15 protein-coding genes are annotated in these 12,849 nt (G+C 68.4%); 6 read left to right on the top strand and 9 right to left on the bottom strand.

The window, feature by feature from the left end; translation table 11 throughout:
• Window positions 1–9: 9 nt before the first annotated feature.
• The 3 genes from ACLIVD_RS01930 to ACLIVD_RS01920 are packed head-to-tail and all read right to left on the bottom strand — an operon-like array spanning window position 10 to window position 2,714.
• A complete protein-coding gene (locus tag ACLIVD_RS01930; RefSeq protein ID WP_120659927.1) occupies window positions 10–924 on the bottom strand; it encodes a DUF5926 family protein in 915 nt (304 codons plus the stop codon).
• 33 nt (window positions 925–957) lie between these two features.
• Window positions 958–1,722: a glycerophosphodiester phosphodiesterase gene (locus ACLIVD_RS01925; protein ID WP_037228268.1), complete on the bottom strand. Its 765-nt coding sequence runs from the start codon at window positions 1,720–1,722 to the stop codon at window positions 958–960.
• Entirely contained in the window at window positions 1,719–2,714 is a 996-nt protein-coding gene (locus ACLIVD_RS01920; protein ID WP_283354756.1) for a DUF4328 domain-containing protein, read from the bottom strand. Before ACLIVD_RS01920 ends, ACLIVD_RS01925 begins: the two co-directional genes overlap by 4 nt.
• 458 nt (window positions 2,715–3,172) lie before the next feature.
• On the opposite strand from ACLIVD_RS01920, the gene ACLIVD_RS01915 reads away from it, so the two are divergent.
• A complete protein-coding gene (locus tag ACLIVD_RS01915; protein WP_491931851.1) occupies window positions 3,173–4,954 on the top strand; it encodes a hypothetical protein in 1,782 nt (593 codons plus the stop codon).
• On the opposite strand, the gene ACLIVD_RS01910 is transcribed toward ACLIVD_RS01915, so the two are convergent.
• Window positions 4,955–5,821 (bottom strand): S49 family peptidase, encoded by an 867-nt coding sequence (locus ACLIVD_RS01910; protein ID WP_491931850.1) that lies wholly within the window; start codon window positions 5,819–5,821, stop codon window positions 4,955–4,957.
• Window positions 5,822–5,862: 41 nt separating this feature from the next.
• Here ACLIVD_RS01910 and ACLIVD_RS01905 point away from each other — a divergent pair, with 41 nt between their 5' ends.
• A complete protein-coding gene (locus tag ACLIVD_RS01905; RefSeq protein WP_491931849.1) occupies window positions 5,863–6,792 on the top strand; it encodes an LLM class F420-dependent oxidoreductase in 930 nt (309 codons plus the stop codon).
• Here the strand turns inward: ACLIVD_RS01905 and ACLIVD_RS01900 are convergent.
• Window positions 6,789–7,268: a RidA family protein gene (locus ACLIVD_RS01900; RefSeq protein ID WP_280781906.1), complete on the bottom strand. Its 480-nt coding sequence runs from the start codon at window positions 7,266–7,268 to the stop codon at window positions 6,789–6,791. The genes ACLIVD_RS01905 and ACLIVD_RS01900 overlap by 4 nt on opposite strands.
• A gap of 127 nt (window positions 7,269–7,395) precedes the next feature.
• Between ACLIVD_RS01900 and ACLIVD_RS01895 the strand changes: the two genes are divergently transcribed.
• Window positions 7,396–7,551: a nuclear transport factor 2 family protein gene (locus ACLIVD_RS01895; protein ID WP_283332616.1), complete on the top strand. Its 156-nt coding sequence runs from the start codon at window positions 7,396–7,398 to the stop codon at window positions 7,549–7,551.
• A gap of 26 nt (window positions 7,552–7,577) precedes the next feature.
• Complete coding sequence (locus tag ACLIVD_RS01890) at window positions 7,578–7,889, top strand: DUF3303 domain-containing protein (protein WP_005562556.1); 312 nt, start codon at window positions 7,578–7,580, stop codon at window positions 7,887–7,889.
• A 6-nt stretch (window positions 7,890–7,895) separates the two neighbouring features.
• Here ACLIVD_RS01890 and ACLIVD_RS01885 read toward each other — a convergent pair whose 3' ends face one another.
• Window positions 7,896–8,489, bottom strand: coding sequence for an Rv1733c family protein (locus ACLIVD_RS01885; protein WP_005248884.1), 594 nt, complete (start codon window positions 8,487–8,489; stop codon window positions 7,896–7,898).
• 108 nt (window positions 8,490–8,597) lie between these two features.
• On the bottom strand, window positions 8,598–9,539 hold the full coding sequence (locus ACLIVD_RS01880; RefSeq protein ID WP_491931848.1) for an AraC family transcriptional regulator: 942 nt from the start codon (window positions 9,537–9,539) through the stop codon (window positions 8,598–8,600).
• An 81-nt stretch (window positions 9,540–9,620) separates the two neighbouring features.
• On the opposite strand from ACLIVD_RS01880, the gene ACLIVD_RS01875 reads away from it, so the two are divergent.
• Both ACLIVD_RS01875 and ACLIVD_RS01870 read left to right on the top strand, forming a co-directional pair.
• The gene (locus tag ACLIVD_RS01875; protein ID WP_491931847.1) at window positions 9,621–10,451 is read left to right on the top strand and encodes a Rossmann-fold NAD(P)-binding domain-containing protein; all 831 of its coding nucleotides are present in this window, start codon (window positions 9,621–9,623) and stop codon (window positions 10,449–10,451) included.
• A gap of 3 nt (window positions 10,452–10,454) precedes the next feature.
• Window positions 10,455–10,922 carry an anthrone oxygenase family protein gene (locus ACLIVD_RS01870; protein ID WP_283354752.1) on the top strand — a complete coding sequence of 156 codons (468 nt, stop codon included), beginning with the start codon at window positions 10,455–10,457 and terminating at the stop codon, window positions 10,920–10,922.
• Between the two features lie 12 nt (window positions 10,923–10,934).
• Here the strand turns inward: ACLIVD_RS01870 and msrA are convergent, their stop codons facing one another.
• The gene (gene msrA / locus ACLIVD_RS01865; protein ID WP_105414062.1) at window positions 10,935–11,645 is read right to left on the bottom strand and encodes a peptide-methionine (S)-S-oxide reductase MsrA; all 711 of its coding nucleotides are present in this window, start codon (window positions 11,643–11,645) and stop codon (window positions 10,935–10,937) included.
• Window positions 11,605–12,798 carry an acyltransferase family protein gene (locus ACLIVD_RS01860; RefSeq protein ID WP_491931846.1) on the bottom strand — a complete coding sequence of 398 codons (1,194 nt, stop codon included), beginning with the start codon at window positions 12,796–12,798 and terminating at the stop codon, window positions 11,605–11,607. The genes msrA and ACLIVD_RS01860 overlap by 41 nt, the downstream gene beginning before the upstream one ends.
• Window positions 12,799–12,849: the final 51 nt, after the last annotated feature.

Below are 12,849 nucleotides of genomic sequence, written 5' to 3'. Positions count from 1 at the left end.
CCGAAGGGCCTATCGCAACGTGACCTGACGGCCACGCAGTCCGTCGCGGGCGCGTCGCTCCTCGGTGGTGAGCGGCGCGTCGACGGCGAGCGCTTCGGCCAGTCGCTGACCGAGTTCGACGGTGGCGGCGGCCCACTCGTTCGCATGCTTTTCGCGGTCCAGGTCGAACACCGGGACCAGCAGTCCGTGTGTCCGGAACGACCCGGCGTAGCGCGAGCCCTCACCGAGGTGGAGGCCGCCGGTCGCGTGCACGCGCGCCAGGGCCAGCATCAGATCGTCCTCGTTCTCCGGGCGCACCCAGCGGATGTGCGCCTTCTCGCCCGCATCGACCCACCACGCCGCGACGACACCCTCGGCCTCGACGCGCGCAGACGGCATGATCGCCGCATTCGCGTGCTGCACGGTGGTCGCGACCTCGGGGGCCGGCTCCACGCCTTCGGGAATCCACCAGTTGAAATCCTGGTGCACGGTGATGTCGAGCGGTGCGTCCGCGTCGATCACGTCGGCCAGTGCCGGGGTGTCGGATCCGGGGTTGGCGGAGGCCAGCGATTCACCGGCCGCGGCGTCACGGACCCAGGCGACGGACGCGGCCAGATCGGCGCCGAGATCCGCGGAATGCGCCTGGACCTGCACACCGACGAACCCGGTTGCACTGTCGCCCTCGTCGCGGACCAGCGCCGCGACAGCACCGGGCAGCACGGTCGCGAGGGTCACCGGGCGGGACGAATCCTTGACGGGCAGCGGGGCGGTCGCCGACGGGACGAACTCGCGCAGCGCCACCAGATCGCATTCGGCGGCGAGGCCTTCGAACGGCCGGGTCACGGCCGCTGCGGCGCTCTCCCGTTCCGCCTGCCGCTGCGCGAGCTTCTCGGCGCGGGCACTACCGGGCTTCGGACCACTGTTTCTCTTGCTCTTCTTTGCCACGACGCCAAAACCTACACGCCGACGCCGGTCCGGTCAGGACGCCAGCCACTTCTTGGTGCGGCCGGGGTGGTTGGTGGCCACCCAGCTGACCCCGAGTTCGCGGCACAGTTCGACGTCGCTGCGGTTGTCGACGGTCCAGCAGTAGGTGGCTCGTCCTGCGGCGGCGGCCTTGTCGACGATGTCCGGGTGTTCGTGCAGCGTCTTCACCGACGGACCGACCGCGGTGGCGCCGACGGTGGTCGCGGCTCCCCCGCCGAGGTACCGGGCGGATTCGCCGAGCAGGACGGTCGGGAGCATCGGCGCCGACCGGCGGATCCGCCACACCGCTCCGGCGGAGAACGACATCACAACGGCTCGGGAGTGGTCGGCGGACGGCGGCGCTGCGATGCCGAAGCGTTGCAGTTCGGCGAGCACCTTGCTCTCGACGAGGCCGCCGAAACGCACGGGGTGCTTGGTTTCGATGAAGAGTTTCACCGGGCGCGCCGACCAGTCCAGGGTGAGTGCGATCAGCGCACTCAGCTCGAGGAGTTCAGCCGGCTCGTCTTCCGTGCCGTAATTGAATTCCGCGAGCTCTTCGAGGGTCATCTCGCTGACGACGCCGGTTCCGGTGGACGTCCGGTCGACGGTGCGGTCGTGGACGCACACGAGGTGGCCGTCGCGGGTGAGCCGCACGTCGCATTCCAGTCCGTCCGCGCCCTCTTCCAGCGCCAGCTCGTACGCGGCGAGCGTGTGTTCCGGCATGGCCGCGGATGCGCCGCGGTGCGCCACGACCAGGGGTCCGCGCCGGTCGGGGCTCACGACGCGACGGCTTCCCGGTCGCTGGCCTCGGGAGTCTTCTCGGCGGACTTCTCGGCAGCCTTCTCCGCGTCCTTCTGCGGCGGCGGGTCGGTGGCGATCACCCAGCGGGTGACGGGTTCCTTCGCACCCTTCAGCGTCCGGCCCTCGAGTCGTCGGAGCACCATCAGTGCGAGTACGGCCGTCGTGGAGGCGACCAGCGCCGTGAAGGCGGCCAGCAGGACACCGTCCGCCATGGCCTGCAGTCCGGGCCTGGACCGCCAGAACCAGTTGAAGACGACGAGCACCGCGCCGAATACCCACAGGCTCCACCAGGCCCGGACGAGCAGGACGGCGCGGGGGTCGCGGCGAATCACCTCGAGCAGGTACACACCCGGCATCACCAGGTTCAGGCCCGGCACCGCGCAACCGACGATCACCTCGGTGGGGGTGCGCGGGTCGGACGTCTTGGCACGGGCGAACGTGCGGCGACGCATCCGCAGCAACCAGCACACACCGCCGATGCCCGACAGCAGCGCGAGGAGCATCCCGCCGGCCTGGCCGAGGAACACCGCGATGTCGGACACGACGAGCAGGGTGGGATCGATCAGCCGGGTCCGGTTGCGAAGGAGCACGGCGTACCGGCCCAGTTCGGCGAACACGGCGAACGCGTACAGACCGGCGGTGAGGGTGAGGAAGAAGGCCGCCTTGCCGGCGAGCAGTTCCGGCCAGTCGCGGCGCGCGGAGGCGGTCTCGACGTGATCGTGGAGTCCCCAGCGGGGGATCTCGGTGTAGTGCGGGGTGGGGCTCGGCGCCGACGGCTCGGCCGCGAGGCCGCTCCGCCGCAGCGGGGATCGCGCGATCCAGTGGAATCCCCGGCTCGCGGGTGGCTGGTGCTGGTCGGTGCGAACGGGGGCGAGCAGCACACCGTGGCAGCGGGGGCACCACTGCGCCGGGGAGCCGAGGACCGGCCACCGAGCCGCGCATCGCGCGCACACCTGAACGACGACGCTCATCCCCTCCGCACCCACTTCACATTGCCGATTCTGTCACGACCCGCGAATGCGGGCAGCCCACGACCGAATCGTCCTTTTTGGGGAGAATGTGTGAGCTGCACCACGGAAAATGCCGAGTTATCCACAGTTTCCACAGGTTCATACACAGTTATGGACAGTGTGAGGAGTGCTCATACACAGGTCAGAGCGCATGCGAATCCGTGATTGTTGACAGCTTCGGATGAACGGTCCACAACGGTGGATGAATTTGACATCGCAGCTCGGTGAACAATCACCACTCGGTGGCCGACGGCTCGGCCCGGAATTACCCCTCCAGTTCGGATCGCCCGCGAAGCGACCCGAGAACTCCGGACCGGCCGTCGTCTCCCCCACCTGTGCCGGGGCGAAAATGCCCCGACACTTGATCTGACGCAGCCCGGCGCGGTTTGGTTCCACCTGATCTGTAATCTCGGAAAACGATGACGGACGACGTCGGATCGCGGTGGCACCTCGGGCCCGCCCGTGTCCTCCAGGTGGCCGCCGCCCTCGTCGTGGTGCAACTTCTCGTGCGGACGTGGGTGGCCGCGAACAGCGACTTCTACTGGGACGATCTGATCCTCGCCGGGCGCGGCGGAAGCCTCCCGCTGCTCTCCGCCGACCTGCTGCTCTACGACCACGACGGTCACCTCATGCCCGGGGCCTTCCTGGTGGCGGGTATCGCGACGCGGTTGGCGCCGTACGAGTGGATCCTGCCGATGCTGACGACGATCGCGCTGCAGGCGGTGGCGTCGTATGCGGTCTTCCGGCTGCTTCGCACGATCCTCGGGCCACGTCCGGTCCTGCTGGTTCCGCTGGCGATCTATCTGTTCTCTCCGCTGACCGTGCCGGCGTTCGCGTGGTGGGCGGCGGCGCTCAACGCACTGCCGCTGCAGATCGCGCTGGCGTGGGTGGCGCGCGACGCCCTCGAGTTGTGCCGCACCGGGCGGCGGCGGTACGCGGTGTCGGGCACGCTCGTGCTGATCGCGTCGCTGCTGTTCTTCGAGAAGTCGGTCGTGGTCCCGTTCGTCGCGTTCGCGACCGTGGCGCTGCTCGCGTACGTCGGGGAGCGGGAGCGGCCGGTGCGGTCGACGCTGCGGCGAGGTGCGGCCCTCTGGGTCTCGTCGGCGGCGGTGCTGGCGGTGTGGGCGGCGTTCTATTTCTCCACCGTCGCGTCGCAGTGGGAATGGGCGGGCGCGTCGCGTGCGTTCGAACTGTTCCACCACGGCACGTCGCTCGGGTTGCTGCCCACGTTCGTGGGTGGGCCGTGGACGTGGGACCGGTGGATTCCGAGTCCCCCATGGGCGTCCCCGTCGACGGCGCTGGAGGTGGTCGGCTGGGTGGTCCTCGTCGCGGCGGTGGTCGCGACGGTCCGGCTGAAGCGCCGCATCGGCTGGGTGTGGATCCTCACGGCCGCGTACTTTCTGCTGTCGGTGACGGCGATGGTCGTCACCCGGTGGGGCGCGGACACCACCTACGAACTCGCGCAGACGCTGCGCTACTTCACGGACACCGCCGTGATCCTCGCGATCGCCGTCGCGCTGATCGCCCGCGCACCCCGCCGACGCGCCGTCCCCGTCCGGGTGCGGCCGCTGGTGGCCGTCACCGCCGTGGTCGCGTTCGTCGCGAGCAGCCTGTGGTCGACGTACACGTTCACCCGCAGCTGGGAGGAGAACCCGACCACGGCCTACCTCGCGACCGCGCGTGCGTCGCTCGCCGAACGGGACGACGCGCCGATCCTCCAGCAGCCCGCGTCCATCTGGGTGCTGTTGCCGGTGGCGTACCCGAACAATCTGGTGAGCCGGGTGTTCGCCCCGCTGCGAGACCGCCCCGAGTTCTCCGACAGCACCCCCGACCTCCGGATGATCGACGACGACGGTTCGGTGGTCGACGCCCAGGTCACGTGGGTGCGCGCGATCGAGCCCGGACCCGTCCCGGATTGCGGGAACCTGGTGGATCAGCGCAGTTTCGTGTCCCTCCCCCTCGACGGACCGCTGACCGGCTGGGAGTGGACTGCGCAGCTCAACTACATGGCCACCGCGGACGGTGAGATCGCCGTCGCGATGGAGGTCGGCAGCCCGGTGCGGGTGCCGGTGCAGCGCGGCCCGAATTCGGTGTTCGTGCGGCTCACCGGTGGCGGTCAGAGCGTGCGGGTGAGCACCCTGACCCCGGACCTGTCGCTGTGCATCGGCGCGGGCCCGGTCGGGGTAGTCGTGCCGAAGTAGTTACCGCCCGTACCGCGACCACGCGACACGGGCACTGGCCGCACCGACGATCGCGGCGGCCACCTCGTCCCAGCTCGCGGCGGGCAGCCCGAGCTTCGCGAACAACGAGCGGCGCGGCCCGGTCATCTCGAGGGTGGCGTCGGGGAACCGCTTCTCCACGACCTCGCGCAGCGTGCCGACCCCGTCGACGATGCCGAGCTCGACGGCGCGGCGCCCCAGCCAGACGTCGCCGTTGAACAGCTCGGCCCCGTCCGCCTTCAGCTTGTCCCCACGGCGGCCGACCACCCAGTCGCGGAATTCGTCGTGGATACCTTCCTGGATCTGTTCCAGCCACTGCACGTCCTCGGACTTCTCCGCGAAGAACGGGTCGAGGCGGGCCTTCGCCTCGCCGGCCGAGTGCAGCCGCCGTTCGATGCCCAGGCGGTCGATCAGTTCGGAGAACCCGAAACCCGCCGAGATGACACCGACGGAGCCGACCACCGACGTGGCGGTCGCGTAGATCTCGTCGGCCGCGCAGGCCAGCCAGTAGCCGCCGGACGCGACGACGTCTTCGCAGAACGCGAGCACGGGCAGTTCGTGTTCGGTGGCGAGCTGACGGATGCGGGCGGCGATGTATTCGCTCTGCGTCGGCGACCCGCCGGGACTGTTGATCAGCAGCGCCACCGCTTTCGCACCGTGCGTGGTGAACGCGCGGCGCAGCGGTTCCTCGACGGATTCCGCGCTCAGCACACGCCCGAAACCTGCTCCGCCGGACGCGATCATGCCCTGCAGCCGGACCACCGGCACCACGCCGGCGCTGCTGCCCCCGAACGCGTCGGGCAGCTTGTCGGCCAGCGGTTTCGGCAGGTTCAGTGGGATCTTGGCCATGAAATCAGCGTACCGATCACGGATCGGGCAGAGTGGTTCACATGGAGTTGCGAATCTTTACCGAACCCCAGCAGGGTGCCACCTACGACGATCTTCTGGCGGTGGCGCAGGCCGCCGAACGTTTCGGATACGGCGCGTTCTTCCGGTCGGACCACTACCTGGCCATGAACACCGAGGGCCTTCCCGGACCGACCGATGCGTGGATCACGCTGGCGGGTCTCGCCCGCGAGACGTCCACGATCCGTCTCGGCACCCTCGTCACGTCCGCGACGTTCCGGCATCCCGGCCCGCTGGCGATCTCGGTGGCGCAGGTCGATCAGATGAGCGGCGGCCGCGTCGACCTCGGCATCGGCGCCGGCTGGTACGAGGAGGAGCACCAGGCGTACGGCATCCCGTTCCCGCCGCTGAAGGAGCGGTTCGAGCGGCTCGAGGAATCCCTCGCCGTGATCACGGGGCTGTGGCGCACTCCGCTCGGTGAGACCTTCTCCTACGACGGGACGCACCTGACGATCAAGGATTCGCCCGCGCTCCCGAAGCCGCGACAGCCGCAGGGTCCGCCCGTCCTGATCGGCGGCACCGGCAAGAAGAAGACGCCCGCCCTGGCCGCGAAGTACGCGGACGAATTCAACGTCCCGTTCCAGTCCGTCGACGACACGCGGGACGTGTTCGAACGGGTCCGGCTCGCGTGCAAGTCCATCGATCGCGACCCCACCGAGTTGGTGTATTCCAACGCGCTCGTCCTGTGCTGCGGGCGCACCGAGGAGGAGATCGCGACACGCGCCATGAACATCGGACGCGAAGTGAGCGAGCTGCGGGAGAACGGACTCGCCGGGTCGCCCGCCGAGCTCGTCGACAAGATCGGCCGCTACGCCGAAGCCGGGGCACAGCGGATCTACCTGCAGACCCTCGATCTCAGCGACCTCGACCACCTGGAACTGGTCGCGAGTGAGGTCGTTCCGCAACTGAGCTAGGCGAGCTCGAGTTCGGCGGCCACGACGACGGGAAGATTCAGGGGCAGCGCGGCCACCCCGATCGCCGTCCGGGCGTGGTCGCCGACGTCCGGGCCGAATACGTCGAGCACTACCTCGGAGAACCCGTTGAGCACCGCGGTCGTCTGGTCGTAGCCCGGTTCGGCGTTGACGAACCCCGTGACGGTGAGCCACGCACCGATGCGGTCGAGATCGCCCACCGCGCGGCGAACCCCTGCCAGCACCGCGAGGGCGGTGAGCCGGGCGGAGTGCGTGGCGTCGGCGGCCGACACGTCGGCGGGAACGGAGCCGAACGGTCCGGCGGGTGTGCCGTCCTCGGCGAGCGGCCCGTGTCCGGACACGAGCACTCTGCGGCCGTGCACGCGTACCCAGCTGAACGGCAACTCCACCCCCGGCGGCAGCTGGACGGCGCGGGGCAGCACCAGCCCCAGATCACGTAGTCGGGACTCCGCGCCCATCACCCCTCCGCTCGACGACTGCCCGGGTCATTCGGCGTGCTCAGCAACATTCCGTTCCCTTTCCACCGGTGGAAAGCTCGAAGTACGGCCGGAACGGCCGTGTCACTCAAGTGCTCCGGAGGTTGTCATGGGTTCTGCGGAAGAAGCGGTAGTGCGTCGATTCTACGAGGAGATGAACGCGATCTCGATCCATCGTCTGGCCGACGGCAAGATCGCCGAGACCTGGCAGGTGTGGGACACACTCGGATTCCTTCAGCAGCTCGGCGCGGTCCCTGCGAGCTGATCCCGGCACGCCCTCGGGAGGGTGCAATGAAGTACGTGATTACCTGGACGCTGCGTGACGGTGGGTCCGCCGCCGAGAACGAGGCAGCTGCGCGGCGGAGCCTGGAAGTGTTCGCGAGATGGACGCCGGCGGAAGGGGCGACCTTCCATCATTTCCTCGGTCGCCTGGACGGAACCGGGGGATTCGCCTTCGTCGAGGCGGATGACCCGAACGACATCTTGGACGGTCCGACGAAATTCGGACCTTTCTTCGAGTTCCACGTCTACCCGGTCGCCGACATCGCCGTCACCACGCAGGCTGCGCAGCAGGCGGTCGAGTTCAGGGGCTCGATCAGCTGAGCGGGCTCAGTGCCGGGTGGTCGAATCCAGGAACTGTCGGAGGTCGCGGTCCCACTGCGCGTCGCGGGCGCGGTTCAGGGAGGCGCGGCAGATGAGGAAGCCTGACAGCGCGATCATCATCACCGCGAACCAGGTGAACATCCCGGCGATCACGCCGGCGACTCGTGCCGCGGACGGCGACATCGGTTCGGTGGTGAGGTTGCCGTCGGCGTTGACCCAGATGTCTTCCTTCGTTCCCGAAGGCGTGGCGGGGTCGACGGTGATGTCGGCGTGGCGGGTTTCGTTGCCCCACGTCCACTTGGCGGGGGCGGTGTCGACGCCCGACGGTGCGACGTCGGAGGTGACGGACACGCCGGTGGAGTCGGCGAGCGTAGTGGCGGAGACGGTGCGGTAGTCCGCGACCTGCTTCTCCGCCAGCGTCAGCTGACTGTCGATGGTCCGGGCACCCACGAGGATGGCCAGGGGAAGCATGGCGAACGCGAGCACCACGACCGCGAGGGTGAGCATGTTCTCGATCCGGTCCGAGCGCCGGAGTAGCGGGTTGTGCCGCTGACGGGCCGACCGCTTACGCAGCCCCCGTGCTTGAGAGTTGTTCCACATTCCGGATCCGGTCCTCTCGCCGACAATTCCCTACCATCCAGGGTCGTACGCAAGGCAAACAAGATCAAGTCAATCCGGTGTGTCTTTCGGCACTGTGCCGTAATACACTCATCTGCTCCCCGCCATCTCACGATGCTCCTTGGGGCTCACTCCGCGCACTCGTTTGAACGCCGCACTCAGCGCAAATCCGCTCCCGTACCCCACCCGCTGGGCCACCGACGCGACCGTGGCGTCGGGTTCGCGGAGCAGATCCGCGGCCAGGGACAGCCGCCAGTCGGCGAGGAATGTCATGGGCGGTTCGCCGACGAGGTCCGTGAATCGTCGCGCGAGGGCTGCCCGCGACATGCCGGTTTCCGCGGCGAGCGACTCCACCGTCCACTGGCGGGAGGGGTTGTTCTGCAGGATGCGCATCGCCTTGCCCACCACCGGGTCGCTCTGCGCCCGCACCCACGACGGCGCCTCGCCCGCCGGCCGCGCGAACCAGGCGCGCAGCACCGCGATCAGCAGCAGGTCGAGCAGACGGTCGAGCACCGCTTCCTGTCCGGGTTCGTCCCGCACCACTTCGTCGTGCATGAGGGTGACCAGCCGCGAGTCCCAGTCGGCGCGGCGCTGCACGACGAGTTCCGGGAGCGCGGTCAGTAGTCGCATGCTGATCTCGCCCGGGGTCTGGTACGTCCCGGTCAGCATGACCGTGCGGCCGTCCGCACTGTTTCCCCAGGTGCGCACGCCGAGGTCCATGGCCTCGGCGAGCGGTTCCCCGCGGAGCGTCGTGCAGCTCTGGTCGGGGTTGATGATCACGTGCGGCGGGGTGTCCGGATGGTCGGCGACGACGTAGCGCTCGGGTCCGCGAACGATCGCGACGTCACCCTCGGTGAGCTGCACCGGGTCGCCGGTGTGCGGCAGGATCCACGCCTCGCCCCGGCCCATCGCGACGAGGCTGAGCGGCGCGTGGTCGTCGATCTGCAGCGACCACGGCGGTTCCATGATCGAGCGGAGCACGAACGCGCCTGCGGCGCGGGGACCACTGATGAGACCGGCGAGGGGATCCACACATCCACCGTAGACGCTCGCGTATGGATCAGCGGGTTTCAACCATGGAAAGTCTCGGCGTCGCCGTCTTGACTGAAAGACATGACAACGACACCGCACACACTCGTCCTCACCGGCACCGGCAAGATCGGCAGCCGCGTCCTCGCCCGGCTCGCCGCCGCGGAAGTACCTTCCCGGGGCGGTTCCCGCTCCGGCCGTCCCCCGTTCGACTGGGAGAACAGGGACACGTGGCGGCCCGCGCTGGAAGGAACCACCTCGGTGTACATCGCCTACTACCCGGATCTCGCGGTGCCGGGAGCGGCGGAGGTCGTCGAGGAGTTCGCGGGCCTGGCCGTCGCGAACGGCGCCCGGCGACTCGTCCTGCTCTCCGGTCGCGGCGAAGCCGAGGCGGAGCGCAGCGAACTCGCGATCCGCAAGGCGGGAGCCGAGTGGACGATCCTCCGGTCCAGTTGGTTCAGCCAGAATTTCAGCGAGAGCTTCATGCTCGACTCACTGCTTGCGGGCGACCTCGCACTGCCCGTCGACGGGCACGTGCTCGAACCCTTCGTCGACGCGGACGATCTCGCCGAGATCGCCGTCGCCGCTCTGACCGGGGACGGCCACGCCGGCGAACTGTACGAACTGACCGGGCCACGGTTGTTGTCGTTCGGTGACGCCGTCGCCGAGATCACGAAGGCAACGGGTCGTGAAATCCGGTACACCCCAGTCACTTCGGAAGAGTATTCGACGGCGCTGGCCGGGCAGGGGGTACCGTCCGACGCGATCGGCCTGCTCACCTACCTGTTCGACGAAGTGCTGGACGGGCGCAACGCGTCACTCACCGACGGGGTGGAACGCGCACTGGGGCGCGCGCCCCGCGACTTCACCGACTACGTCCGCGCCGCTGCAGCGGCCGGTGTCTGGAGGGTCTGACCAATGGAGCGTTATCTGACGATCGTCACGGCGGTGGGCGCCGGCGTGGTGGGCGGCGTGATGTTCGCGTTCTCCACGTTCATCATGACCGGGCTCGGTCGCCTGGAGCCGGCTCAGGGCATCGCGGCGATGCAGGCGATCAACCGCGAGGCGCCGAACTTCTGGTTCATGACGGCGCTGTTCGGCACCGCACTGACGTCGATCGTGCTCGCGGTCGTCAGTGTGGTGCGGCACGACGGTTCGGCCGTCTACGCGGTGATCGCGTGCGCGCTGTATCTCGTGGGAATCGTGCTGACCATCGTCTATCACGTGCCGCACAACAACGCGCTGGACGAAATCGACCCCACCGCGGCCGACTCGGCGGCGTACTGGCGCGACTACGTGTCGGGATGGACCGGGTGGAACCACGTGCGCACCGTCAGCGCCATCGCGGCGTCCGCGGTGCTCACATGGTCGGCGACCCGCGGTTGAGACCGGGAGGGACTACGAGGGCGGCAGGATGTCGGTCTGCGCCGGGACCTCGTCCTGCTTCAGCAGACCGACCGGGCAGCTGACGCCGGTGGCGTGCACGGGGCAGTAACCGCCGGGGTTCTTCGCGAGGTACTGCTGGTGGTAGTCCTCGGCGTAGTAGAACTGCGTGAGCGGGGCGATTTCCGTGGTGATCGCCCCGTATCCAGCGTCGGCGAGCCTCTTCTCGAAGGCCTCACCGGTGGCTTCGGCGATCTCCACCTGCTGTTCGTCGATCGTGTAGATGGCCGAACGGTATTGCGTTCCCTGGTCGTTGCCCTGCCGCATGCCCTGTGTGGGGTCGTGGTTCTCCCAGAACTCCTTGAGGATCTCGGCGTACGAGATCACCTTCGGATCGAAGACCACGAGCACGACCTCGGTGTGACCGGTGCGACCGGAGCAGGTCTCCTCGTAGGTGGGGTTGGGCGTGTAGCCGCCGGCGTATCCCACCGCGGTGGTGTAGACGCCGTCGAGTTGCCAGAACTCCTTCTCGGCGCCCCAGAAACATCCCATGCCCAGCACGGCGGTCTGCATGCCCTCGGGGAACGGGGGTTGCAGGGGGTGACCGTTGACGAAGTGCGTCGCCGGAACGGGAATCGGTTGACTGCGGCCGGGGAGGGCGTCCTCGGCGGTGACCATCACGGACTTAGCGGCTGCTCGACCCAGAAGCTCGTCGTACCAAGACATGATTCGATGCTACGCGCGGTGCCGGAGTGGTCTCCCGCGCGAGCGCCGGCTGTCTGCGCATCCGCTCGACGCGAGCGGTCACCCACCCCGTGGCGGGGACCTCCACCCACCGGTACATCGCCTCCGACACCAGTGCCGTCACCACGAGGAATGCGATCACCGCCCCGGTCTCGCCGAACGAGCCGACCGTGTGCTCGTACACGCGGTACAGGATCAGGGTGTGGACGAGGTAGATCGCGTAGCTGCGCGTCGCGGTCCACCGCACGACGGCCCAGTGCGCCGCGGGACCGTCGTACCGGCCCACCAGCACGACGCACGCGGTGACGACGGCGAACGTCCAGAGGTAGTGATCGCCCGCCCAGTACACGCGGAAGTCGGTGGCGAGGCGGATGACCTCGACCTGGGCCAGCCCGGCGACGATGATCCACCGGCAGTCCGCGAGCCGGGCCCAGCCGAGGTAGATGATCTGCCCGAGGAACACGGCAGGCAGCGTCGCGGCGATCTTGGACAGCATCGGGACCGTGTACGGCTGCGGCGCGTACAGGTTGTAGAGCAGGATCAGTGCGCAGACCGCGGCGCCGGCCATCGGCATCGCGATGGGCAGGGTGCGCAGCACGGGGCGCGCGGCCACGCAGGCGAGGTAGAAGAAGATCTGCACGGCGAGGGTCCAGGTGACCCCGAGAACCGCCACCTCGGGTTTGAGGAAGAAGCCGCCGAGCACGAAACTCAGGGCCGCGTCGACATTCGACACCCCGTCCTGGCCGCTGAACATGCCGTTGATGCCGAGGCGGACGAGCACGATCGCGGCGAGAACGGCCACCCAGAATGCGGGCAGGATTCGTCCGAGCCGGTTGAACAGAAATTGCCCGGGCTCGTGACGAATGGCCGAACGGGTGATCAACACCCCGGTCAGCATCATGAAGACGGCGACCCCGAGAAAGGACAGATGCTGGTTGAGACCGCCCCTCTCGATGAAGATTTGATAGACGACGTCGATGAACCACCATCCGGTTCCGAGGTCGTCGATCAGATAGAACGAGATGTGCGAGTAGATCACGGCCAGAACTGCGAAGAAGCGGAGCAGATTCGCGCCCGTGAGCTCCACACGCGGCGCGGCCGCATGCGAATCTGCAACAGGTATCAGCGAAGGCATCGCGTCAGCTTAAGGTTCCGTTCACCGGTCGGACGAATTCTCACGACATCC

The organism is Rhodococcus sp. G6(2025) (genome assembly GCF_058628105.1).
Note: the sequence above shows the minus strand (reverse complement) of the source record. Positions and strands in the feature narration are given on the sequence as shown.

What these genes read in the sequence shown, in the direction of transcription:
- ACLIVD_RS01920 (WP_283354756.1), bottom strand. Translation starts at nt 2,714, where the DNA reads ATGAGCGTCGTCGTTCAGGTGTGCGCGCGATGCGCGGCTCGGTGGCCG.
- ACLIVD_RS01915 (WP_491931851.1), top strand. Translation starts at nt 3,173, where the DNA reads ATGACGGACGACGTCGGATCGCGGTGGCACCTCGGGCCCGCCCGTGTC.
- ACLIVD_RS01910 (WP_491931850.1), bottom strand. Translation starts at nt 5,821, where the DNA reads ATGGCCAAGATCCCACTGAACCTGCCGAAACCGCTGGCCGACAAGCTG.
- ACLIVD_RS01905 (WP_491931849.1), top strand. Translation starts at nt 5,863, where the DNA reads ATGGAGTTGCGAATCTTTACCGAACCCCAGCAGGGTGCCACCTACGAC.
- ACLIVD_RS01900 (WP_280781906.1), bottom strand. Translation starts at nt 7,268, where the DNA reads ATGGGCGCGGAGTCCCGACTACGTGATCTGGGGCTGGTGCTGCCCCGC.
- ACLIVD_RS01895 (WP_283332616.1), top strand. Translation starts at nt 7,396, where the DNA reads ATGGGTTCTGCGGAAGAAGCGGTAGTGCGTCGATTCTACGAGGAGATG.
- ACLIVD_RS01890 (WP_005562556.1), top strand. Translation starts at nt 7,578, where the DNA reads ATGAAGTACGTGATTACCTGGACGCTGCGTGACGGTGGGTCCGCCGCC.
- ACLIVD_RS01885 (WP_005248884.1), bottom strand. Translation starts at nt 8,489, where the DNA reads ATGTGGAACAACTCTCAAGCACGGGGGCTGCGTAAGCGGTCGGCCCGT.
- ACLIVD_RS01875 (WP_491931847.1), top strand. Translation starts at nt 9,621, where the DNA reads ATGACAACGACACCGCACACACTCGTCCTCACCGGCACCGGCAAGATC.
- ACLIVD_RS01870 (WP_283354752.1), top strand. Translation starts at nt 10,455, where the DNA reads ATGGAGCGTTATCTGACGATCGTCACGGCGGTGGGCGCCGGCGTGGTG.
- msrA (WP_105414062.1), bottom strand. Translation starts at nt 11,645, where the DNA reads ATGTCTTGGTACGACGAGCTTCTGGGTCGAGCAGCCGCTAAGTCCGTG.
- ACLIVD_RS01860 (WP_491931846.1), bottom strand. Translation starts at nt 12,798, where the DNA reads ATGCCTTCGCTGATACCTGTTGCAGATTCGCATGCGGCCGCGCCGCGT.